General features: G+C 63.5%; 20 protein-coding genes and 1 tRNA gene. 12 read left to right on the top strand and 9 right to left on the bottom strand.

All coding sequences use genetic code 11. The features are described 5' to 3' along the window. Entirely contained in the window at positions 1-417 is a 417-nt protein-coding gene (locus ACZ5Y5_RS05495; RefSeq protein ID WP_464810169.1) for an acyl-CoA thioesterase, read from the bottom strand. Continuing rightward, a complete protein-coding gene (locus tag ACZ5Y5_RS05500) occupies positions 417-1,694 on the bottom strand; it encodes a pyruvate dehydrogenase complex dihydrolipoamide acetyltransferase (RefSeq protein ID WP_464810170.1) in 1,278 nt (425 codons plus the stop codon). Before ACZ5Y5_RS05500 ends, ACZ5Y5_RS05495 begins: the two co-directional genes overlap by 1 nt. Before the next feature lie 208 nt (positions 1,695-1,902). On the opposite strand from ACZ5Y5_RS05500, the gene ACZ5Y5_RS05505 reads away from it, so the two are divergent. Beyond that, positions 1,903-2,358: a universal stress protein gene (locus tag ACZ5Y5_RS05505; RefSeq protein WP_464810171.1), complete on the top strand. Its 456-nt coding sequence runs from the start codon at positions 1,903-1,905 to the stop codon at positions 2,356-2,358. A 74-nt stretch (positions 2,359-2,432) separates the two neighbouring features. On the opposite strand, the gene rnr is transcribed toward ACZ5Y5_RS05505, so the two are convergent. The 3 genes from rnr to ACZ5Y5_RS05520 form a co-directional block, all read right to left on the bottom strand. After that, complete coding sequence (gene rnr / locus ACZ5Y5_RS05510; RefSeq protein WP_464810172.1) at positions 2,433-4,745, bottom strand: ribonuclease R; 2,313 nt, start codon at positions 4,743-4,745, stop codon at positions 2,433-2,435. Between the two features lie 67 nt (positions 4,746-4,812). After that, complete coding sequence (locus ACZ5Y5_RS05515; protein ID WP_464810173.1) at positions 4,813-5,463, bottom strand: MOSC domain-containing protein; 651 nt, start codon at positions 5,461-5,463, stop codon at positions 4,813-4,815. Between the two features lie 118 nt (positions 5,464-5,581). Then, on the bottom strand, positions 5,582-5,800 hold the full coding sequence (locus ACZ5Y5_RS05520; protein WP_464810174.1) for a hypervirulence associated TUDOR domain-containing protein: 219 nt from the start codon (positions 5,798-5,800) through the stop codon (positions 5,582-5,584). Between the two features lie 119 nt (positions 5,801-5,919). Between ACZ5Y5_RS05520 and ACZ5Y5_RS05525 the strand changes: the two genes are divergently transcribed. The 6 genes from ACZ5Y5_RS05525 (at position 5,920) to ACZ5Y5_RS05550 (ending at position 10,172) form a co-directional block, all read left to right on the top strand. Next, entirely contained in the window at positions 5,920-7,098 is a 1,179-nt protein-coding gene (locus ACZ5Y5_RS05525) for a glycosyltransferase family 4 protein (protein ID WP_464810175.1), read from the top strand. A 28-nt stretch (positions 7,099-7,126) separates the two neighbouring features. Continuing rightward, the gene (locus tag ACZ5Y5_RS05530) at positions 7,127-8,446 is read left to right on the top strand and encodes a replication-associated recombination protein A (protein WP_464810176.1); all 1,320 of its coding nucleotides are present in this window, start codon (positions 7,127-7,129) and stop codon (positions 8,444-8,446) included. Next, complete coding sequence (locus ACZ5Y5_RS05535; protein ID WP_464810177.1) at positions 8,443-9,303, top strand: hypothetical protein; 861 nt, start codon at positions 8,443-8,445, stop codon at positions 9,301-9,303. Before ACZ5Y5_RS05530 ends, ACZ5Y5_RS05535 begins: the two co-directional genes overlap by 4 nt. A 31-nt stretch (positions 9,304-9,334) precedes the next feature. Next, positions 9,335-9,409 (top strand) — tRNA-Thr (locus ACZ5Y5_RS05540). Between the two features lie 38 nt (positions 9,410-9,447). Continuing rightward, positions 9,448-9,831: a YkvA family protein gene (locus tag ACZ5Y5_RS05545; protein ID WP_464810178.1), complete on the top strand. Its 384-nt coding sequence runs from the start codon at positions 9,448-9,450 to the stop codon at positions 9,829-9,831. Beyond that, the gene (locus ACZ5Y5_RS05550) at positions 9,810-10,172 is read left to right on the top strand and encodes a hypothetical protein (protein ID WP_464810179.1); all 363 of its coding nucleotides are present in this window, start codon (positions 9,810-9,812) and stop codon (positions 10,170-10,172) included. Before ACZ5Y5_RS05545 ends, ACZ5Y5_RS05550 begins: the two co-directional genes overlap by 22 nt. Before the next feature lie 167 nt (positions 10,173-10,339). Here ACZ5Y5_RS05550 and ACZ5Y5_RS05555 read toward each other — a convergent pair whose 3' ends face one another. The 3 genes from ACZ5Y5_RS05555 to folE are packed head-to-tail and all read right to left on the bottom strand — an operon-like array spanning position 10,340 to position 12,607. Further along, positions 10,340-11,116 carry an enoyl-CoA hydratase-related protein gene (locus ACZ5Y5_RS05555; protein ID WP_464810180.1) on the bottom strand — a complete coding sequence of 259 codons (777 nt, stop codon included), beginning with the start codon at positions 11,114-11,116 and terminating at the stop codon, positions 10,340-10,342. 49 nt (positions 11,117-11,165) lie between these two features. Then, entirely contained in the window at positions 11,166-12,002 is an 837-nt protein-coding gene (locus ACZ5Y5_RS05560) for an SDR family oxidoreductase (protein ID WP_464810181.1), read from the bottom strand. Then, on the bottom strand, positions 11,999-12,607 hold the full coding sequence (gene folE, locus ACZ5Y5_RS05565; protein WP_464810182.1) for a GTP cyclohydrolase I FolE: 609 nt from the start codon (positions 12,605-12,607) through the stop codon (positions 11,999-12,001). Before folE ends, ACZ5Y5_RS05560 begins: the two co-directional genes overlap by 4 nt. 193 nt (positions 12,608-12,800) lie before the next feature. On the opposite strand from folE, the gene ACZ5Y5_RS05570 reads away from it, so the two are divergent. Next, the gene (locus ACZ5Y5_RS05570; RefSeq protein ID WP_464810183.1) at positions 12,801-13,382 is read left to right on the top strand and encodes a nucleotidyltransferase family protein; all 582 of its coding nucleotides are present in this window, start codon (positions 12,801-12,803) and stop codon (positions 13,380-13,382) included. Between the two features lie 4 nt (positions 13,383-13,386). Here ACZ5Y5_RS05570 and ACZ5Y5_RS05575 read toward each other — a convergent pair whose 3' ends face one another. Then, the gene (locus ACZ5Y5_RS05575; RefSeq protein WP_464810184.1) at positions 13,387-15,048 is read right to left on the bottom strand and encodes an MFS transporter; all 1,662 of its coding nucleotides are present in this window, start codon (positions 15,046-15,048) and stop codon (positions 13,387-13,389) included. Between the two features lie 174 nt (positions 15,049-15,222). Here ACZ5Y5_RS05575 and ACZ5Y5_RS05580 point away from each other — a divergent pair, with 174 nt between their 5' ends. From ACZ5Y5_RS05580 to ACZ5Y5_RS05595, 4 genes are all read left to right on the top strand, one after another. Beyond that, positions 15,223-16,431 carry an acetyl-CoA C-acetyltransferase gene (locus tag ACZ5Y5_RS05580; RefSeq protein WP_464810185.1) on the top strand — a complete coding sequence of 403 codons (1,209 nt, stop codon included), beginning with the start codon at positions 15,223-15,225 and terminating at the stop codon, positions 16,429-16,431. A 99-nt stretch (positions 16,432-16,530) separates the two neighbouring features. Then, positions 16,531-18,708, top strand: coding sequence for a 3-hydroxyacyl-CoA dehydrogenase NAD-binding domain-containing protein (locus tag ACZ5Y5_RS05585; protein ID WP_464810186.1), 2,178 nt, complete (start codon positions 16,531-16,533; stop codon positions 18,706-18,708). A gap of 256 nt (positions 18,709-18,964) precedes the next feature. Continuing rightward, positions 18,965-19,969, top strand: coding sequence for a UDP-glucose 4-epimerase GalE (gene galE, locus ACZ5Y5_RS05590; protein ID WP_464810187.1), 1,005 nt, complete (start codon positions 18,965-18,967; stop codon positions 19,967-19,969). Beyond that, a complete protein-coding gene (locus tag ACZ5Y5_RS05595) occupies positions 19,966-20,439 on the top strand; it encodes a YbaK/EbsC family protein (RefSeq protein ID WP_464810188.1) in 474 nt (157 codons plus the stop codon). Before galE ends, ACZ5Y5_RS05595 begins: the two co-directional genes overlap by 4 nt. Position 20,440: the final 1 nt, after the last annotated feature.

Consider the following 20,440-nt stretch of genomic DNA (forward strand, 5'->3'; position numbering starts at 1 on the left):
TCAGTCTTTCTTGTCAGATTCCGCCGGGAGGGGCGGCACGGAACGGGGCTGGCGATCCTCACCGATCGCCACGAAGGTGAAGGTGGCCTGTGTCACGCGATAGGAACGGTCGTCATGGCGTGTACGGCGCCAAGCCTCTACCGCGATGTTCATCGACGTGCGACCAACGGATTTGAGGGTTGCGAACACCGATACTTCATCGCCGACCACTACCGGGCGCAGAAATGTCATGCCCTCCACAGCGATGGTCACGGCGCGGCCATGACTGTGCCGGGCGGCGACGGAACCAGCCGCCGAGTCCATCAAGCTCATCAACCAGCCGCCGAAAATATCCCCATAGGGGTTGGTATCGGCGGGCATGGCGATGACGCGCACCGCGGGGCTGGCTTCCGGCGGCTGCTCGTCGGTGTAGGCCATCAGGCGAGCATGCCGAGCGGATTTTCGACCAGCTCACGGAAGACTTGCATCAGGCGAGCGCCATCCGCGCCGTCGATCGCCCGATGGTCGAAGCTGCCGGTCGCGGACATGACGGTCGCGATCTGGAGCGAGTCATCGACGACGAAGGGCCGCTTCTCGCCTGCGCCGATCGCCATGATCATCGCCTGAGGCGGGTTGATGACGGCTTCGAACTGCTTGATGCCGAACATGCCCATGTTGGACAGCGACGCGGTGCCGCCCTGATATTCTTCAGGCTTGAGCTTGCCGTCCTTGGCGCGGGCGGCGAGGTCCTTCATCTCGGTCGAGATGGCGGCGACGCCCTTGCTGTCGGCGCCGGTGACGATCGGGGTGATGAGACCGCCGGGAATGGACACGGCGACGGAAATGTCCGCGCGCTTGAACTGAAGCATCTGGTCGCCAGCGAACTGGACGTTGCATGCGGGCACCTGGATGAGGGCGACGCCCAGCGCCTTGATCAGCAGGTCATTGACCGACAGCTTGACGTTGCGGCTGGCGAGGCCCGCGTTCAGTTCGGTACGCAGCTTCAGCAGCTTGTCGAGCTGCACATCGACGGTGAGGTAGATGTGCGGCACCTGCTGCTTGGATTCGGTGAGGCGGCGGGCGATCGTCTTGCGCATGCCGCTGAGCTTGATGACTTCATGGGGGATGCCAAAGTCCTGCGCGGCGTGGGCGACAGGAGCGAGCGCAGCGGGCGCGGCAGCAGCAGCCTGGCTGGGTGCTGCGGCGGGAGCAACGGCGGCGCCCTCAAGGTCCGCCTTGACGATGCGGCCGTTGGGACCCGAGCCGGTGACGCTGGCGAGATCGAGGCCCTTCGCCTCGGCGAGACGACGGGCGAGCGGGCTGGCCTTTACGCGATCGCTGGACTTGGCGGGAGCGGCGTCGGCCCTGGGCGCGGGCGTTTCGGCCTTTGCGGGGACTGGATCGGCCTTGGGCGCCCCGGCAGGCTTGGGTGCGGGCGCGCCGCCACCTGCGGCTGCTGCGGCAAGGTCCTCGCCCTCTTCCGCGATGATTGCGATGACGGTGCCGACCTTCACGCCTTCGGAACCTTCGGAGACCAGGATCTTGGCGATCTTGCCTTCGTCGACAGCCTCAAATTCCATCGTCGCCTTATCGGTCTCAATCTCCGCGAGCAGGTCGCCGGAGGAAACGGTGTCGCCTTCCTTCACAAGCCATTTCGCCAGCGTCCCTTCCTCCATCGTGGGGGACAAGGCGGGCATTTGGATGTTCTTGCTCATGCGTGAAGGCCTCTCTTCTTTTCCCGAGCGGACGGGCAGCGTTGAGAGCCGTTTTCACCCTTTGAACCGAGGGGTCAAGGCTGCGGCTTGCACCAGAGCCGATAATCAGCCACATTTCACCAGACTGGTTCACAATTCACCAAATTGGTTCAAGGATGCAGGGCAAGAGCCGGTTCGCCCGCCAAATCCGGCAAGGAATGTGACAGCCATGCGCACTTATCTGGTTGTAGTGGACGAATCGCCCGAGGCCGAAACGGCCCTGCGCTTCGCAGCGCGGCGTGCCGCCAAAACAGCGGGTTCCATCCGCATCCTGGCGCTCGTGCCTCCTGCGGAGTTCGTGCAATGGGGCGGCGTTCAGGCGACGATGGAGGATGAAGCCCGCCAACGCGCCGAGGCATTAGTGACGAATGCGGCGGGAACGCTGACCGAGGAGTCGGGCATTCGGCCGAGCATCACGGTACGGCAAGGCGATCCAGTCGCGGTGGTCCGCGAGACGCTGGACGAAATGCCCGATGTGGCCGCGCTGGTGCTCGGTGCGGCGGCCAGCGGCCATCCGGGGGCGTTGGTTTCGCACTTTGCGGGCGCCGATGCGGGCAAGCTGCCCTGCCCTATCATGGTCATTCCAGGTGGGCTTGGTATCGAGGCTATCGACCGTCTAAGCTGAGGCGGAAGACAGGGGAGCGCCGTTCCACAAGCTCAAGGCGAACGGGATTTGGATTCGCCTCGATTGGGGGAGGTCTACCGCTTGTGCCGCCCCCGCTTTGCGCCGATGTGGCGGATATTGGCGGGGCGGCCGCGTTTGGCGCCGGGGCGCACCCGATCTTTCTTGAAGCTGGGGCGCTGCGGCGGCGCGTCGGGGAGTTCGAAGCGCAAGCTGCCGTTGACCGGGTCGGCTTCGGCCAGGCGCAGCTGGAGATGCTGCCCAACCGTGTAGCGGTTGCCGCTCTGCACACCTTCAAGCGCCCGGCCAGCCTCGTCGAAGAAGAAGCGCTCATCGCCCATGGTGGAAACGGGGACGAGACCATCCCCGCCGAGACCTTCGACCGTGGCGAAGAAGCCGAAATTCTGAACCCCGGTGATGCGCGCGTCGACCAGTTCGCCGACATGCGCGGCGAGATAGGCGGCGACATAACGGTCGATTGTCTCCCGCTCCGCTTCCATGGCGCGCCGTTCATGCTGGCTGATCATCTCGCCGACGCGGCCCATATTCTCATAATCATCGCCGCTGAGCGAGGTCCGGTCGGGCAGCACGCCACCCTTGGGAGCAGGTAGTTCGAGGGCATAGGCCCCGACCAGCGCGCGATGGACCAACAGGTCGGCGTAGCGGCGGATGGGCGAGGTGAAATGCGCGTAAGAGCCAAGCGCCAAGCCGAAATGCCCCATGTTCTGCGGGGCATAATAAGCCTGGGTCTGGCTGCGCAGTATCTGCTCCATGATCTGCGGCTTTTCCTCCGCCTCTCCGATACGGTCGATCAGGCGGTTGAAGGTGGAGGGCTTGATGACCTGTCCCAGAGCGAAGTCGATGTCGAAGGTGGCGAGATAATCCTTGAGCGCCACCAGCTTTTCACGGCTCGGCGGTTCGTGGACGCGATACATGACAGGCGCCCTCTTCGCCTCCAGCGCCTTGGCGGCGGCGACGTTGGCGGCGATCATATAGTCCTCGATCAGCATATGCGCGTCGAGGCGTTCCCGCACGGCCACGCTGACGATCTTGCCGTTTTCGTCCAGGACGACACGGCGTTCCGGGAGGTCGAGGGCGAGAGGATCGCGTTTGTCGCGGGCTTTGCGGAGGAGTTTCCAGCAGGCCCAGAGGGGTTTCAGGGCGGTTTCGAGAAGCTCGGCCTGGAGCCCTTCCTCCCCCCCATTCCCGTCAATAGCGGCTTGGGCGTGCTCATAGGCGAGGACGGCGGCCACGCGGATGATGGCGCGGGTGAAGCGCCACTCCGTCACCTTACCCTGCGCATTGACGACGAGATGACAGGCCATGGCGGCACGGTCCTGCCCCGCGCGCAGCGAGCACATGTCGGAGGACAGCTGGTGCGGCAACATCGGCACGACGAGGTCGGGGAAATAGACGCTGTTGCCGCGCTTACGGGCTTCCTTGTCGAGCGCGCTGCCGGGACGGACATAATAGCTGACGTCGGCGATCGCGACGACGGCGCGATAGCCGCCGGGATTGGCGGGGTCTTCGTCCGGGGCGGCCCAGACCGCATCGTCATGATCGCGCGCATCGACCGGGTCGATTGCGATGATGGGAAGGTGGCGCAGGTCCTCGCGCTTGTCCTCATGCAGGGCGATCTCTGACGCTGCCACCGCCTCATCTTCCACCTTCTCCGGGAAGACGTGCGGGATGCCATGTTTGTGGATGGCTATCAGGCTGAAGCTGCGGGGAGCGAAGGGATCGCCCAATATGTCGGTGACGCGCGCGCTGATACGCGGCGGACGGCCGACCGGTTCAGCCAGGACAAGGTCGCCGGGCTTTGCATTGCCGGCATCGCTGATCGGCGTATCCTTGCGGATGCGCTTATCCACGGGACGCAGCCACAGCTTGCCGCCCTCGCCCGCTTCGACCACGCCAAGCAGTTCCTCGCTGGCCTTGGCGAGCTTCTTCATCGGGTGAGCGACCCAACCGCGTCCCGCCTCTTCCGTGCGTGCAAGGATGCGATCGCCGATCGTCAGCGCGCCCCTCTTCCCGCGTTCCACCACCCGCAAGCGCGGCGCCGGCTGCCCTTCCGCCTCCCACCGTTCGGGCGTGGCGATGAGGGTCGTGCCATCGACGTCCACGATGCGCAGCACCGTCACCTTGGGTACGCCGCCCATCTTGTGGAAAGCGCGCGCCGGGCCGATGTCGAGCAGCCCCTCGTCCGCCATGTCCTTCAGCAACGCCTTCAGCGCGATCTTTTCCTGCCCCTTGAGGCCAAACGCCTTGGCGATCTCCCGCTTGCCTGCCGGCTGATCGGAGGAAGTGATGAAGTCCATCACCTGGTCGCGGGTCGGAAAGCCGGCGGGCCGGACTTTGTCGGGTTTCTTCTGCTTTTGGGTCGATGCCATGGTTCAGCTATAGGGAGCAGTCCGCCGCCACACCAGATGGACTGGCGGAAGATTTGGTCTCACCCGCCTACTCCGCTAGTTTTCGCGCCCGGTCGCGCCAAGCCTCGGCCAGCACCGGCATACCCGCGAGCGCACGCACCGCATCGGGCTCAGCCTTGTGACCGCCGCCGATCAGCAGGCGGAAGACACGCGCGATCGGCCATTGCGGCAAAGGCCGGTCGAGCAGGTCCATTCGGCACTTCGCCTCCGCCTCTCCTTCGCGCAGAACGCGAAAATAGAGGCCAGACCGTCCGGTTTTCACGATTGTCGCGAGCACATCGCGCGTGCCGAAGCGATGATCGAGCTTCCAGCAGGGCTGACGGCCGTGACTGACCTCCACGATGGCGCTGCCCAGGGAGAAGCGATCGCCAAGGCAGATCTGCTCCTCGGTCATGCCGTGCGACGCGATATTTTCCCCGAACGCGCCCGGCCCGGCGAGCAGCGGATGATCCGGCTTGCGCTCGCGCCACCAGGGGTAATGGTCTTGCGGGTAAAGATGGATCGCCTTGTCCCAGCCGCCATGGTGAACGGGATCGGCCACCGCGTCACCTTCCAGGCCGAGCCAGTTGATCCGGACAACGCCGTCCAGCGGCCGCTTGGCTATGGCGCTATAGTCATTGTCCCGGAAAGGAACCGGCGTCCCGGTCAGCAATGCTTCGACGACAAGATGATCAGCCATGCGGCCCTATGGCAGGAGCGCAGGCGGTTGGCGAGAGGGTGGATTATACTGCCGCGCATGGGGCGGTGGACGCTGAAACAAGTTCAGCATGATGAGCCTGGTCAGTGATGTGGCGCCTTCAGGCGCGGCTGAGTTCAGAGCCCAGCTTCAGCACTTCGCTGCCATTGTCGGTCTGGACGAGATAGGCGGGATTCTTGGCCGATCCGTTGCGCCGGATCAGCGCGCCTTCGATCGTCCGTTCGACATGGCGGTCGAACTTTTCAGCTACGCGGCCACGGCCGATGCCCTGGCCCCAGTTCCACTTCACCCGCATGCCTTTGCGGAAGCTGTCGGTCATTTCTTCCTCTCCTGCGGCACCTTGATGGTGACCGCTTTCCCACCATCGCAGTGACAAAAAGCCCGTTGCCGCATGCGGTTCCCTTGGGTTTTTTGTTCGCCTGGGTTAAGGGGCGGCGGATGGATGTCACTGGCCTTCGCGTCGCGCTCTTTAGCGGCAATTACAATTATGTGCGCGATGGCGCCAATCAGGCGCTCAATCGTTTCGTCGGCTATCTGCTGAGCCAGGGCGCGGCCGTGCGCGTCTATTCGCCGACCATCGCGACCCCTGCATTCGAACCCACGGGCGACCTTGTCAGCGCGCCATCCTTCTCTGTTCCGGGTCGCAGGGAATATCGCATCCCCTATCGCATGTCGGGCGCCGTACGGCGGGACCTGAAGCGCTTTCGTCCAAATCTCGTCCATGTCTCCAGCCCCGATCCGCTTGGTCATCGGGCAGTGAGTTGGGCACGGAGCGGAGGATTGCCCGCAGTCGCATCGGTTCACACGCGGTTCGAGACCTACCCGCGCTATTATGGCCTGGCGTTTCTGGAGCCCGCGATCGAATCCCTGCTGCGCCGTTTCTATCGCCGGTGCGACGCGATCGTCGCTCCATCCGAATCGATGGCGCAACTGCTGCGCGAACAACGGATGAGCTATGACGTGGGCATCTGGACGCGCGGCATCGACCGGCAGATCTTCAATCCCAGCCGGCGCGACCTGACATGGCGGCAGGCGCTTGGCATCGACGATAACGAACCCGTGATTGGCTTTATCGGCCGCCTGGTGATGGAAAAGGGGCTGGACGTCTTTTCCGACACGATCGACCAATTGTCGCTGCGGAATGTGCGGCACAAGGTGCTGATCGTGGGCGAAGGCCCCGCCCGCGAATGGTTCCAAAATCGTCTGCCGAACGCCGTCTTCACCGGTTTTCAGAAGGGCGCAGACCTCGGCCGTGCGGTCGCCAGCATGGATATGCTGTTCAACCCGTCGATCACCGAGACCTTCGGCAATGTGACGCTGGAGGCGATGGCCTGCGCGCTGCCCACTGTTGCGGCGCGGGCGACGGGCAGTGAAAGCCTGGTTACCGACGGTGTGACGGGACGCCTGATTCGTCCCGGTGCGATCGGCGCTTTTGCCGACGCGCTAGCGGCCTATTGCAACGATCCGAACGCGCGTGCCAGCGCGGGCGCGGCCGCCATGGCTGAAGCGGAGCGATATGGCTGGGATCAGGTGAACCAAGCGCTGGTCGACACCTATCTCCGCGTCATTCGCCAGCGATCGCAGGGAGCCTTGCTGCGCTCCAGCCCGGTTCCTTAACGGCGGTGCCTTCCCTATATCGGGGTCGATGGCTGATCTTTTCGCTTCCGACGCAGATATGACCGGCGAGCCTGCGGAAAATGCACCGCTGGCCGATCGGCTGCGCCCTCGCACCCTGTCCGACGTCGTGGGCCAGGATCATCTGACCGGGCCGGAAGGCGCGATCGGTCGGATGGTGGCGGCGGGACGGCTTTCCTCGATCATTTTGTGGGGACCGCCCGGTACAGGCAAGACAACCATCGCGCGCTTGCTGGCGGACGCGGTGGACATGCGCTTCGAACCGATCTCCGCAGTGTTTTCAGGCGTCGCCGACCTTAAGAAAGTTTTCGCCGCGGCCAAGGATCACGCCCGGCGTGGCGGCAAGACGCTGCTGTTCGTGGATGAGATCCATCGGTTCAATCGCGCACAGCAGGACAGCTTCCTGCCCTTTGTGGAGGATGGAACGGTCACGCTGGTCGGCGCGACAACGGAAAATCCGAGCTTTGAACTGAACGCGGCGCTGCTGTCGCGGGCGCAAGTGCTGATCCTGCACCGGCTCGACGCTGCGGCTCTCGACCTGCTGCTGAACCGGGCGGAAGAGCTGACAGGGCGGCCCTTGCCGCTGACCGACGCGGCGCGGGACGCCTTGCTCGCGAGTGCGGATGGCGATGGGCGCTTCCTGCTGAACCAGGTCGAGACGCTTTATTCGATCGACCTGGCGGAACCGCTGGATCCGGCGGGGCTCTCCGCCCTGCTCCACCGGCGCATGGCAGTGTACGACAAAGACCGGGAAGGGCATTACAACCTTATCTCCGCGCTGCATAAATCTCTGCGCGGGTCCGATCCACAGGCGGCGCTCTATTATATGGCGCGGATGCTGACGGCGGGAGAGCAGCCGCTGTACGTGCTGCGGCGTCTGGTCCGCTTTGCCAGCGAGGATATCGGCCTCGCCGACCCGCAAGCGCTGGTGCAATGCCTTGCAGCCAAGGATGCGTATGACTTTCTGGGGAGCCCGGAGGGTGAGTTGGCGATCGTTCAGGCATGCCTCTATTGCGCCACCGCGCCCAAATCCAATGCCGCTTATGGGGCCATGAAGACCGCCTGGAAGTCGGCCCGCGACACAGGATCGCTGGTGCCGCCCAAGAATATCCTGAACGCCCCGACACGGCTCATGAAGTCGATCGGCTATGGCAAGGGCTATCAATATGACCATGATAGCGCCGAAGGTTTTTCAGGGGACAATTATTGGCCTGAGGAGATGGAGCCTCAGAACTTCTACGCGCCCACCGATCGCGGGTTCGAGGCGCGGGTGGCCGAACGCATGGCTTATTGGGACCGGCTGCGAGCAGAGCGCCGCCAAGATTCGTGACTCCGCGCTTCGAACGTTATGCCGCGATTGATTGGTCGGGCGCGAAGGGCGTGCGACACAAGGGGATCGGGGTTGCTCTGTGCGAGCGTGGCGAAGGCGTGCCTAAGCTTGTTCATCCACCCGACGGCGGATTCTGGTCGCGATCGGCCGTTGGCGAATGGCTGGTCACGGCTGCGGCGGAGACGCCCACGTTATTCGGGTTCGATTTCAGCTTCGCCCCGCCATTCATCGCGCGAAATGCCTATTTGCCTGGCGAGGATACGCCAGTGAATGGGCCGGACTTCTGGGCCTATGTCGATCGGGTTTGCGACGATCCTGATCTCGGCGCGGCCAGCCTGTTGCATGTCACGCACCGCCGCCATTTCTATTTCGGAAAAGCGGACGGCGTGAAGGCCGACTATATGCACAATCGGGTATGCGAAGCGCATTATAACGCGGGCGGCGGCGGCAAGCCGTCGACCGTCTATGATGCGATCGGCGCGGCGCAGGTGGCCAAAGCGAGTTTTGCGGGGATGCGATTGCTGCACCTTGTTCGGCCTCATGTGCCCGTCTGGCCCTTCGATCCGCCCTCGCGCGAAAGCTCGCTGGTCGTCGAAATCTATACCAGCATCGCTGCCAGGGCGGCTGGACGGCCGAAGGGGCGGACGAAGATGCGCGATCTCGCCGCGCTAAACGATGCGCTGTTCGCCCTTGGTTCTGCGCCTCACGAAGGATTGCCGCCCGACGATCATGGCTCAGACGCAATCGTGACCGCCGCCTGGCTGCGCAATGCCGCGCCCCGGCCAAGCCTATGGACCCCGGCCCCGCTCAATCCGCAGATTGCCGCAACGGAGGGCTGGACGTTCGGCGTCATCTGATAGTAAGGCGCTTCACCGTCCGTACGGACACGCCGGATTAGCACAGTGGTAGTGCAGCGGTTTTGTAAACCGAAGGTCGCGGGTTCGAATCCTGCATCCGGCACCAGCCTTCCTAAATGAAACCCGCCGCCCTAGGCTAAGCTCATGGCGATGATCTGGCAGAGGCTGCGGGCGTGGACGAAAGGCATGAAGGCCGATATTCTGGCCCTGTGGATTGCAGCGCGCGACAGTAGGACCCCGGCTCTGGCGAAGCTGATCGCAGCACTTGTCGCTGCTTATGCGCTCAGTCCCATCGACCTGATCCCCGATTTTATTCCTGTCGTGGGCTATGTTGATGATCTTCTGATCGTCCCCTTCGGCATCTTCCTGGCCGTCCGGCTTATTCCCCGGCCACTGATGGCGAAATATAGGGTTGAGGCCCGGCGTCGGGCGGAGCGGCCTTCCAGCAAGGCCGGTGCAGCGTGCGTCATCATCCTGTGGTTGGCTGCTGCGGGAGCGATGTGGCTATGGCTCTGGCCGAAAAAATGAGGCTGTTTCCACAAGCCCTCAATGCAAAATGGGGGCCGGCATTGCTGCCGGTCCCCACTTCCGTCGTGTCTCAGGATCCGCTTCCCGTTCAGGATGCGATCATCGGACTCGGCGCGCGATGCTGTCACCTGAAAGGCTTTGCATCGTGTTGGCTCCGGTTGTCCGGCTTGTTCAGCCATATCCCGCAGCCTGTCTTCAAAATTTCGATGCCCAACGTTCGCTTTCGCGCGTACATGACATCGTCCATTGAAGACCATCCGGCTTTTGTTCGATCCTTTCGGTTCCAACATCCGCCTGATGATCGAAACACCCGTCAAATCATTGATTTCTCTTTGATTTGAAGATCCGGATTTCTCCGTTTCGTCGTTCGTTTCGATAGGACGATGGTCTCACCAAAAGCGAGTCGCTCAAAGCGGAATCTGACAAGATGAAGACGACCACAGCCTAAAGCTGTGGATAATTGTGGATATTTTTTCAGGTCCAAATGGATGACATGGAGGCCGCTTGTTCAGCGGCCCTTCCACACGCCCGGGCGCTTTTCGACGAAGGCCGCCATACCCTCGGTCCGGTCCTCCGTTGCAGTCAGCAGCTGGAACAAACGCCTTTCGCTCAGAAGCCCTTGGGCCAGGCCGGTCTCGAACGCGAGGTTCACCATTTCCTTGTTCACCATCGTGGCCATGGGAGGCATTGCGGCGATGGTGGCAGCTGTCTTGAGCGCATCTTCCACTAGGTCCGCAGCCGGAACCACGCGCGATACCAGGCCAGAACGTTCGGCTTCCTCAGCACCCATCATGCGGCCGGTCAGGCACATTTCCATCGCCTTCGCCTTGCCGACCGCTTTGGTCAGGCGCTGCGATCCGCCCATGCCGGGCGCGACGCCAAGCTTGATCTCGGGCTGACCAAACTTGGCGGTATCTGCGGCGATGATGAAGTCCGCCATCATCGCCAGTTCGCAACCGCCCCCAAGGGCAAAACCCGCGACTGCGGCGATCCACGGCTTGCGGGTCGCGACCACATCGCGCTGCCAGCCGGAAAAGAAATCCTCAAGGAAGAAGTCGGCCGCTTCCTTGGTCGCCATTTCCTTGATGTCAGCACCTGCGGCGAACGCCTTTTCGCTGCCCGTCAGTACGAGGCAGAGTTGCGAGGGATCGGCATCATAGGCAGCGAAGGCGGCGCTCAAGTCGGCCAGAACCTGGGTATTCAGCGCGTTCAGCGCCTGCGGCCGGTTCAGAGTCACCAGCGTCACCGCTTCACGCTGCTCAACCAGGATCGTTTCAAAGCTCATCGTCATCTCCCCAAAACTCTGAATGGGCGCGAAAACCCTGTCGGCCTGCTCACCGCCCCATATGCATGAAGTCGCGGTCATAGCTGCGCAGATGCGCGCCGCCATCGACATATAGCGTCTGCCCTGTAACAGCGCTTGCTTGCGCGAGATAGAGGGCGGCTTCGGCGATCTGCTCAGCCAACGGCAGGCGGCCTAATGGCATCGCGGATTGCAGCTTTTTCATCTGCTCCTCGTCATAGTCAGGCGTCGCGATGGTGAGGCCGGGCGCCACGGCATTGACGCGGATATGAGGTGCAAGACTGGAGGCGGACAGGCGGGTGAGCCCCGCCAGCGCGGCCTTCGACAGCGTATAGGCCAACTGGTCGGCATGCGGATGGTCGATCCTCTGGTCGAGGATATTGATGATGCAGCGGTCCGCGACCCCCGCAGGGATCGTCGCGAACGCCTTTGTCAGAAGAGCAGGCGCAGCGCAGTTGACTGCATAATGACGCATCAGGTCGTCCGCCGTGACGCTGTCCAGCCGGTCCTGACCAAATATGGCGGCGCTGTTCACGAGAATGTCGGGCGGGCGACCGAAACGCTCGGCCACCTTGGCGACCAATTCTTCCGCGCTTTCCGGGTCGGAGAAATCGGCGGTGAAACCGTCCCACTCCGTCCCGCTTTCATCGAGGGCGAGGGCGAGGGCGGAGTCCAGCCGCGTATCGTGACTGCCGTGGATAGCGAGCGAATAGCCCGCGCGCGAGAAGCCGGCGGCGATAACGCCACCGAGGCGCCGATGGCCCCCGGTGACGAGTGCCAACCGCTTGTTCGCCAGCGGCAGAGATCCTTCCGTCCGTCCGCGCGCTCCGCCGAGAGGGCGGTAAGCGGGTGCCTCCTCTTCGCTCACGAGTCGATAAGCTTCAGCACTTCCTCGCGACTCTTCTCATCATCGCGGAACACGCCGAGCATGCGGCTGGTCTTCATGAGGACATTGGGGGTGCGCACCCCACGCCCGGTCATGCAGCCATGGGTCGCTTCGATGACAACCGCTACGCCCTGCGGCTTCAGATTCTCCCAGATGCAATTGGCGACTTCGGCAGTCAGCCTTTCCTGCACCTGCAGGCGATTGGCAAAGGCATGCAGCACGCGCGCCAGCTTCGATATGCCCACGACATATTTGCCCGGCAGATAGGCGATGTGACCGCGCCCGATGATCGGCGCCATATGATGTTCGCAGTGCGACTGAAACGGAATGTCCTTCAGCAGCACGATGTCGTCATAGCCGCCCACTTCATGAAAGATGCGGGACAGGTGGTAGGCCGGATCGTCGGTATAGCCGCGGCAATATTCGCGCCAGGCGCGGGCGACACGTTCGGGCGTTTCCAGCAGACCTTCGCGTTCCGGATTGTCCCCCGACCAGCGGATCAGCGTCCGGATGGCCTCTGAAACATTTGCGGGCACGGCTTCCTTGATCGCTTCGCCAACCGCCTCGGCATCGGGATCATAGTCCATGGAAGGCACTACTCCTGTCTGTTTTCGTTCAGCGCGCATATGGCCGCTCTACAAGCGGAACGCCAGTCTCCTTTGCGCATGTTATGGACAGAATTCCGGATGGCTGGCAGATCATCGGCAACAATTATAAATCGGTCCGCTATTCATGCCATTTCCGTCGCCTTTCCCGCCTCAGCCGCGCGCACTCTGACGCATGCGGACCGAGCATATCGCCGCAGTGCTGCTGGCCGCGGGTACGTCGTCGCGCTTCGGCGAAGAAGACAAGCTGGTTGCCGATCTGCGCGGCAAGCCGCTGATCGCCCACACGCTGGAGGCAGTCGCCTCGCTCGCCTTTGCCGAGCTGGTCGCCGTGGCGCGGCCGATCGCCCAGGCTACGGAGATCCACCGCAGGCTGGAGCGGCGCGGTTACAACATCCTGGTCAATGATCATCCCGAAGAGGGATTGGCGAGCAGCATCGTCCTGGCAGTAGAGCATGTCATGCCGATCAAGCGATGCCGGGGCATTCTCATCTGCCTGGGCGACATGCCCTATGTGCCGCAGTCGCATTATAACCGCATATGCCTAGCGGCGGAGGATGTGCGGTCGGTCGTGGCGAGTACGGACGGCTTTTCCTCCTCCCCGCCCGCCTTCATCGGACGCAAGCATTTTCCGGAACTGCTGACATTGCGGGGGGACCAGGGCGCGCGGGCGCTGCTGAGCCGGGGCGTGCAGATCGAGGCTATGGGCAGCGCGCTGCTGGATATCGATACGCCGGATGATCTGCCCGAAGAGTGAGCTTTCAGCTCGACCGGGTAGGATCGGTCATCGGGTCGTCCATTTCGCGCACATCCGGCATCCGGCCGATCGGGAGCGAGCCGGTCTGGCGTTCGAGCATACGGTGAACCACCGGAGGATGTGGTCCGCTGTGCAGGGCCGCAAGAGCGTCCGAATTGGCGGTGTCGGCCATGGTGCGGCGGCGATTGTGGCGAACATAATCGAGCCAGGTCGAAACATGATAGCGCTCGATCCATAATTCGGGATCTGCCAGGTCGCGCAGCAGCGACCAGCCATGTGCGCCATCGCGCCGCCGGATGCGCCGCCTTTCGCTCATCGCGGCGAGGAAGGGGACGATGGAGCCAGCCGGAATCCGATATTCAATCGTGACGACTACGGGGCCGCTGCGGGGTTCGATCGGGACGGCGGTCTGGGGCTCCTGCCAGCGGTTCAGCAGGTCGAGATTTTCGTCACCGGTCTGGGACAAGGGGCGGAAGAAGCCGATCAAGGCGGCGGCAAGCTGCACGCCGGCCGCAACGTGGAGCGAGGTGACGACACCCAGATGCTCGGCGAGCCAGCCGAACAGCCATGCACCAACCGCCATGCCACCGAAGGCCATCATCTGGTAAAGCGCGACGGCGCGCGCCAGAACCCATCGGGGAGCGGACATCTGGACCGATACGTTGAAGGTCGAGAGCGCGATGACCCAACCTGCGCCGCACAGCAGGAAGCCGGCGATCGCCAGTGCGAGCCATCCAGTGGAAGCTGCGACCGCCGTTCCCACCGCCAGCGCCAGCGCGGCGGAACGGACGATCGTTTCGATGTCGAAGCGCCGCCGGAGCCTTCCGGACGACAGCGCGCCCAGCACTGCGCCGATTCCGAACGCGCCGCTCAGCAGACCGAAGGTGAGAGCGCCGCCGCCCAATATGTCTCGCGCAACCAGGGGCATGAGGGCGGACACTGCGCTCGCGCCGATGCCGAAGGCCGCGCCCCGGAACAGAACCAGCTGAATCTTGGGCGACATGGCCACATAGCGGACCCCCGCCCCCATTGCGACGCCGAGCCGCTCGCGTGGCAGAAGCTGCGGCGGGCGTTCCGGCTGCCAGCGGAGCAGAACCACGGCAAGGCCGATATAGCTGAGGGCGTTGGTCAGGAAGGCGGCGGCGGCCCCTGCAGCAGCCACGATGATGCCACCCAAGGCCGGGCCGACGCTGCGCGCCAGGTTGAAGCCCATGCTGTTGAGCGCGACGGCGCTGGGCAATTGGGATCGCGGGACCATATCGCCAACCGACGCTTGCCAAGCCGGGCCGTTGATCGCGGTGGCGCAGCCGACGAGGAAGGTGAAGGCCAGCAGCGACCAAGGCGTCAGCAGTCCGGCCCAGGCAAAAAGGGCCAGGAGCGCGGAGACCAGGAGCATGAAAACCTGGCAGGCGAGCATGACCAACCGCCGGTCGAGATTGTCGGCGACCGCGCCCGCCCAGAGCGAGAGCAGCATGATCGGGAGCGTCGTGGAAGCCGGAACCAGCGCGACCAATTGGGGCGAGCCGGAGAGCGACGTCATCATCCATGCCGCGCCGACGGACTGAATGAGGCCGCCGAAATTGGACGCGAGGCTGGCGAACCATACCGCGCGGAAGATGGGGATGGCGAAAGGCGATGGCGCTGGAGGGGAATCAGCCTCTGACACTGATGATGCTTGAACCCGAATTGGACTTGAGCGTCAAACCCGGTCGAGCGGTAATGGCTCCGAGGGAGCGGAATTCATGAAGGAAATAGCGAGTAGAACGGGTTTTCAGAAAAGCTTGCACTTTACGTAAACGTAAATACATTTGCTGCGCCAGCGGAGAGGAATGACGAAGCGATGGAAGCCTTTATCTACGACGCCGTACGGACGCCGCGCGGCCGGGGCAAGCCCGACGGGTCGCTGCACGAGATTACGCCGGTTCAGCTGGCGACTCAGGTGTTGCAGGCGGTGCGGGACCGGAACGACATCGATACGGCGGACGTGGATGACGTCATCCTGGGCTGCGTCACCCCCATCGGCGAACAGGGCGGCGATATCGCGCGGGCGGCGGTGCTGAATGCCGATTATGCGCAGACCGTGCCGGGCGTGCAGATCAACCGTTTCTGCGCGTCGGGACTGGAAGCGGTGAACATGGCGGCCGCCAAAATCTATTCCGGTGAAGCGGGCCTCGCCATCGGCGGCGGTGTCGAATCGATGAGCCGCGTGCCCATGTCTTCAGACGGCGGCGCGATCGCGATGGACCCGGCCGTCGCCTACAAGACCTATTTCGCGCCACAGGGCATCGGCGCCGATGTGATCGCGACCAAATTCGGGATCAGCCGCGACGATGCGGACGCCTATGCAGTGGAAAGCCAGCGACGGGCCAAGGCAGCATGGGACGAAGGACGCTTCGCCAAGTCGATCGTGCCGGTGCGCGATGTGATCGGCCAAGTCGTACTGGACCATGACGAGCATATGCGGCCGGACGCCACGATGCAGTCACTCGCCGCGCTGAAGCCCAGCTTTGCCGCGCTGGGCGAGGACATGCCGGGCTTCGACACGGTCGCGCTGCTGAAATATCCCGAACTGGAGCGGGTCAACCATGTCCATCATGCCGGAAACAGCTCCGGCATCGTCGACGGCGCGGCGGCGGTGCTGGTCGGCAACAAGGAGATGGGTGAGAAATATGGGCTGAAGCCCCGCGCCCGGATCAGGGCGATGGCGTCGATCGGGTCCGAACCGCTGATCATGCTGACGGGGCCGGAGTTCGTCGCGGGCAAGCTGCTCAACCGGGCGGGCATGAGCAGCCATGACATCGACCTATGGGAGCTGAACGAAGCCTTCGCCAGCGTGGTGCTGCGCTACATGCAGGCGATGGATTTGGACCATGACCGGATCAATGTGAATGGCGGCGCGATCGCGATGGGCCATCCGCTGGGCGCTACGGGCGCGATGGTGCTGGGAACGGCGCTGGATGAATTGGAACGGTCGGGCAAGGGTACGGCGCTGGTGAACCTGTGCGTGGGTGCCGGCATGGGCACCGGGATCATTATCGAGCGGGTTTGAGAGAACAAAACTCCGTTCGGGCCGAGCTTGTCGAAGCTCGTCGCTAACGCCCTTCGACAGGCTCAGGGCGAACGGAGGTGGGAGCCGGGAGACAGAATGATGCAGACCATCAGCTTCGACATTGACGGTGACGGGATCGCCACGCTGACCATCGACGTGCCGGGCCAGTCGATGAACGTGATCGGGCCGGAGTTCCTGGCCGATCTGGACGCCGCGATCACGCGGATTTCGGCGGAAGAAGAGATCAAGGGCGCGGTCATTGCTTCGGGCAAGGACAGCGGCTTCATGGCGGGCATGGACCTTAAATATTTCGGGTCGATGCTGGCGAGCGCGGCGGGGAAGCGCCCTGCCCCGGCGGACATTTATCAGCAGGTTTCTGCGCTCAATCAGCTGTTCCGGCGGCTGGAGACATGCGGGAAGCCGGTGGCGTGCGCGATCGAGGGCACATGCGTCGGCGGCGGGTTCGAACTGGCGCTGGCCTGCCATCGGCGCGTGGTGGGCGACAGTCCCAAGACGCAGTTGGGCCTGCCGGAGATTTTGATCGGACTGTTCCCCGGCGGCGGCGGGTCGCAGCGCCTGCCGCGCCTAATGGGGGTGCAGGCGGCGCTGATGTATATGTTGCAGGGCAAGCTGTTCCGCCCCGCCGAGGCGGCGATGCTGAAGGTCGTAGATGAAGTGGCGCCGCAGGGGACCGCCGTCCAGAAGGCGAAGGAATGGGTGAAGGCCAATCCGTCCGCCAGCAGCCAGCCGTGGGACGTCAAAGGGTTCAAGTTCCCCGGCGGCGCGGGTCAGTTCAATCCTGGCTTCGTGCAGACTATGGTGGGCGCACTGCCCATGACGCTCAAGCAGACGCAACGCAACATGCATGCGCCGGTCGCGCTGCTGTCGGCGGTCTATGAAGGGGCGATGCTGCCGTTCGACCGGGCGATCCAGATCGAGAGCAAATATTTCGCCAAGGTGGCAGCCGACCCTCAGGCCGCCAACATGATCCGCAGCCTGTTCGTCAACAAGAACGCTGCCGAACGCGGGGCGCGGCGGCCGAAGGATCAGCCCAAGGCTCCGACGAAGAAGCTGGCCATGCTGGGCGCGGGCATGATGGGTGCGGGGATCGCGACGGTGGCGGCGCAGGCGGGCATGGAAGTCCTGCTGTTCGACCGTGATCTGGCCTATGCGGAAAAGGGCAAGGCGCATGTCGAGGAACAGCTGAAGAAGCGGCTGGGCAAGGGCATGACGCCGGAGAAGATGGCGGAGACGCTTGGCCGGGTGACGTCGACGACGGACTTCGCGGCGCTTGCCGGGGCGGACTTCGTGATCGAGGCTGTGTTCGAGGATATGGCGATCAAGGCCGAGGTGACGAAGAAGGTCGAAGAGGTGCTGGGCCCCGATGTGATATTCGGGTCCAACACATCGACCCTGCCGATCACCAAGCTGGCTCGCGCCTGGTCGAAGCCGGAAAATTTCATCGGCATCCATTTCTTCTCACCCGTCGAGAAGATGCCGCTGGTGGAGATCATCCTGGGCAAGGAGACAGGCCCGGCCGCGATCGCCAAGGCGTTGGATTTCGTCAGCCAGATCAGGAAAACGCCGATCGTCGTCAATGACTCGCGGGGTTTCTACACATCGCGCTGCTTCGCTACCTATGTGCAGGAAGGCGTGGAGATGGTCGCCGAGGGGATCAACCCGGCGCTGATCGAAAATGCCGGGCGGCAATTGGGCATGCCGGTGGGGCCTTTGGCGGTTGGAGACGAGGTGTCGATCGAACTGGGGCACAAGATCGTCCTGGCAGCGCAGAAGGAACTGGGCGACGCCTATGTGGCGCAGCCTTCAGATGCGGTGATGGCGCGGATGGTGGAGTTGGGCCGGCTCGGGCGGAAGAATGGCAAGGGTTGGTATGACTATCCCGAAGGCGGCAAGAAGCATCTGTGGCCGGGACTGGAGGAGATGTTCCCCCGCGCCGCGATGCAGCCCGATGTGGAAGAGGTGAAGGAGCGGCTGCTTTACCGGCAATTGGTGGAATGTGCGCGCTGCTATGAGGAAGGCGTGCTGGAAACGGTGGAGGATGGCGACCTGGGCGCGATCTTCGGCTGGGGCTTCGCGCCGTGGACCGGCGGGCCGTTCAGCCACATGGACACGGTCGGCATCGGCCATGTGGTGGCGGTGCTGGAGCGGCTGACGGCGCGGCATGGCGACCGCTTTGCGCCGACGGTGCAGTTGCAGGACATGGCGGCTAGTGGGGCGGTGTTTTATGAGACGGGGCCGGTGCGGGAGGCGGCTTGAGGCCAGGTAAGAAGGTCGGTTGTATTAGGGTGGCGTGCTCCTGCGAAGGCAGGAGCCTAAGGCCCACGGCTGAACTAGGCTCCTGCCTTCGCAGGAGCACAGAACAAGTTGGCTTTCCCTAACCCCTTTTCGTCTCGCGGTGCAGCATGAATGGGGTGGGCATTGTGGCTTCAGTGGGTTAGGTCTCCCTCGATCTCAAGAGGGGCCATGCGAGCCTTCGCAGCAGCTCGTGACTCGAAGCAGGACGAAAGAATTTATGAGTGACAAGCCGACGGTTCTGGTGACGGGCGGGGCCGGTTATATTGGTAGCCATGCGGTTCTGGCGCTGCGCGACGCGGGTTATGGCGTCGTGGTGATCGACAATCTGGTGACGGGTTTCCGCTGGGCGGTGCCGGACGATGTGGCCTTTGTCGAAGGCGATATTTCCGATCAACCGCTGGTGCAGAAGACGCTGCGCGATCATGGGGTGAAGGCGGTGATGCACTTCGCCGGATCGGTCGTGGTACCGGAATCGGTCGAAAATCCGCTGAAATATTATCATAACAACAGCGCCAAGACCCGCGACCTGATCGAGAGCGTCGTGACGGTGGGCGTGCCGCATTTCATCTTTTCCTCGACAGCGGCGACCTATGGGATTCCGGAGGAAAGCCCGGTCAAGGAAACGACGCCGCAGCGGCCGATCAATCCCTACGGCATGTCGAAGCTGATGACCGAATATATGCTGCGCGACGTCAGCGCGGCGCATGCGATGAATTTCTGCGCGCTGCGTTATTTCAACGTGGCTGGGGCCGATCCGGCGGGGCGGACGGGCCAATCGACGGCGGGCGCGACGCACCTGATCAAGGTGGCGGTCGAAGCCGCGCTGGGCAAGCGGGAGGCGGTTTCCGTGTTCGGGACCGACTTTGACACGCCCGATGGCACCGGCGTGCGCGACTATATCCATGTCACCGATCTGGCGGCGGCGCATGTGCTGGCGCTGGAGGCTTTGATGGCGAAGCCGGAGCAGAATTATCTGCTCAACTGCGGCTATGGACGCGGCTTTTCGGTGCTGGAGGTGCTGGACGCGGTGGATCGGGTGACGAACCTGAAGATCGACCGGCGGATGGAGGGACGGCGCGCAGGCGATCCCGACGCGCTGATTTCCGACAACCGCGCGATCATGGCGGAATTTCCGTGGAAGCCGCAATATGCCGATCTCGACCAGATCGTCACCCATGCTCTGGCGTGGGAGCGCAAGCTGACGGAGATTCGCGGCGAATGAGCGAGGAGTCGGTTCGCGCCTTCTTTTCCACGCATGCGCCCGATGTCGCCATCATCGACCAGGGAGTGAGCACCGCCACGGTCAACGAGGCGGCAGAGGCCTTGGGCGTCGTCCCGGCGCGCATCGCCAAGACATTGTCTCTGCGGGTCGGCGACGAGGTGGCGCTGGTGGTCGCGCGGGGCGACGCACGGCTCAATAACGGCAAGGCAAAGGCCGCGCTGGGGGCGAAGCCGCGCATGCTGGGACTGGAGGAGGTCGAGGGACTGACCGGCCATCCGGTGGGCGGCGTCTGCCCATTTGGGCTGGCCTCTCCATTGCCCGTCTATTGCGATATATCCTTGCAGGATTTCGAGACGGTTTTTCCGGCTGCCGGTTCGCGGACCACATCGGTGGAGTTGACGCCTGCGCGGCTGGCTGACCTGACCGGGGCGCGCTGGATCGACATTTGCACCCTTCCTGAAGAGAATTGAA

The sequence above is a fragment of the Sphingobium sp. TomTYG65 genome (genome assembly GCF_055395525.1).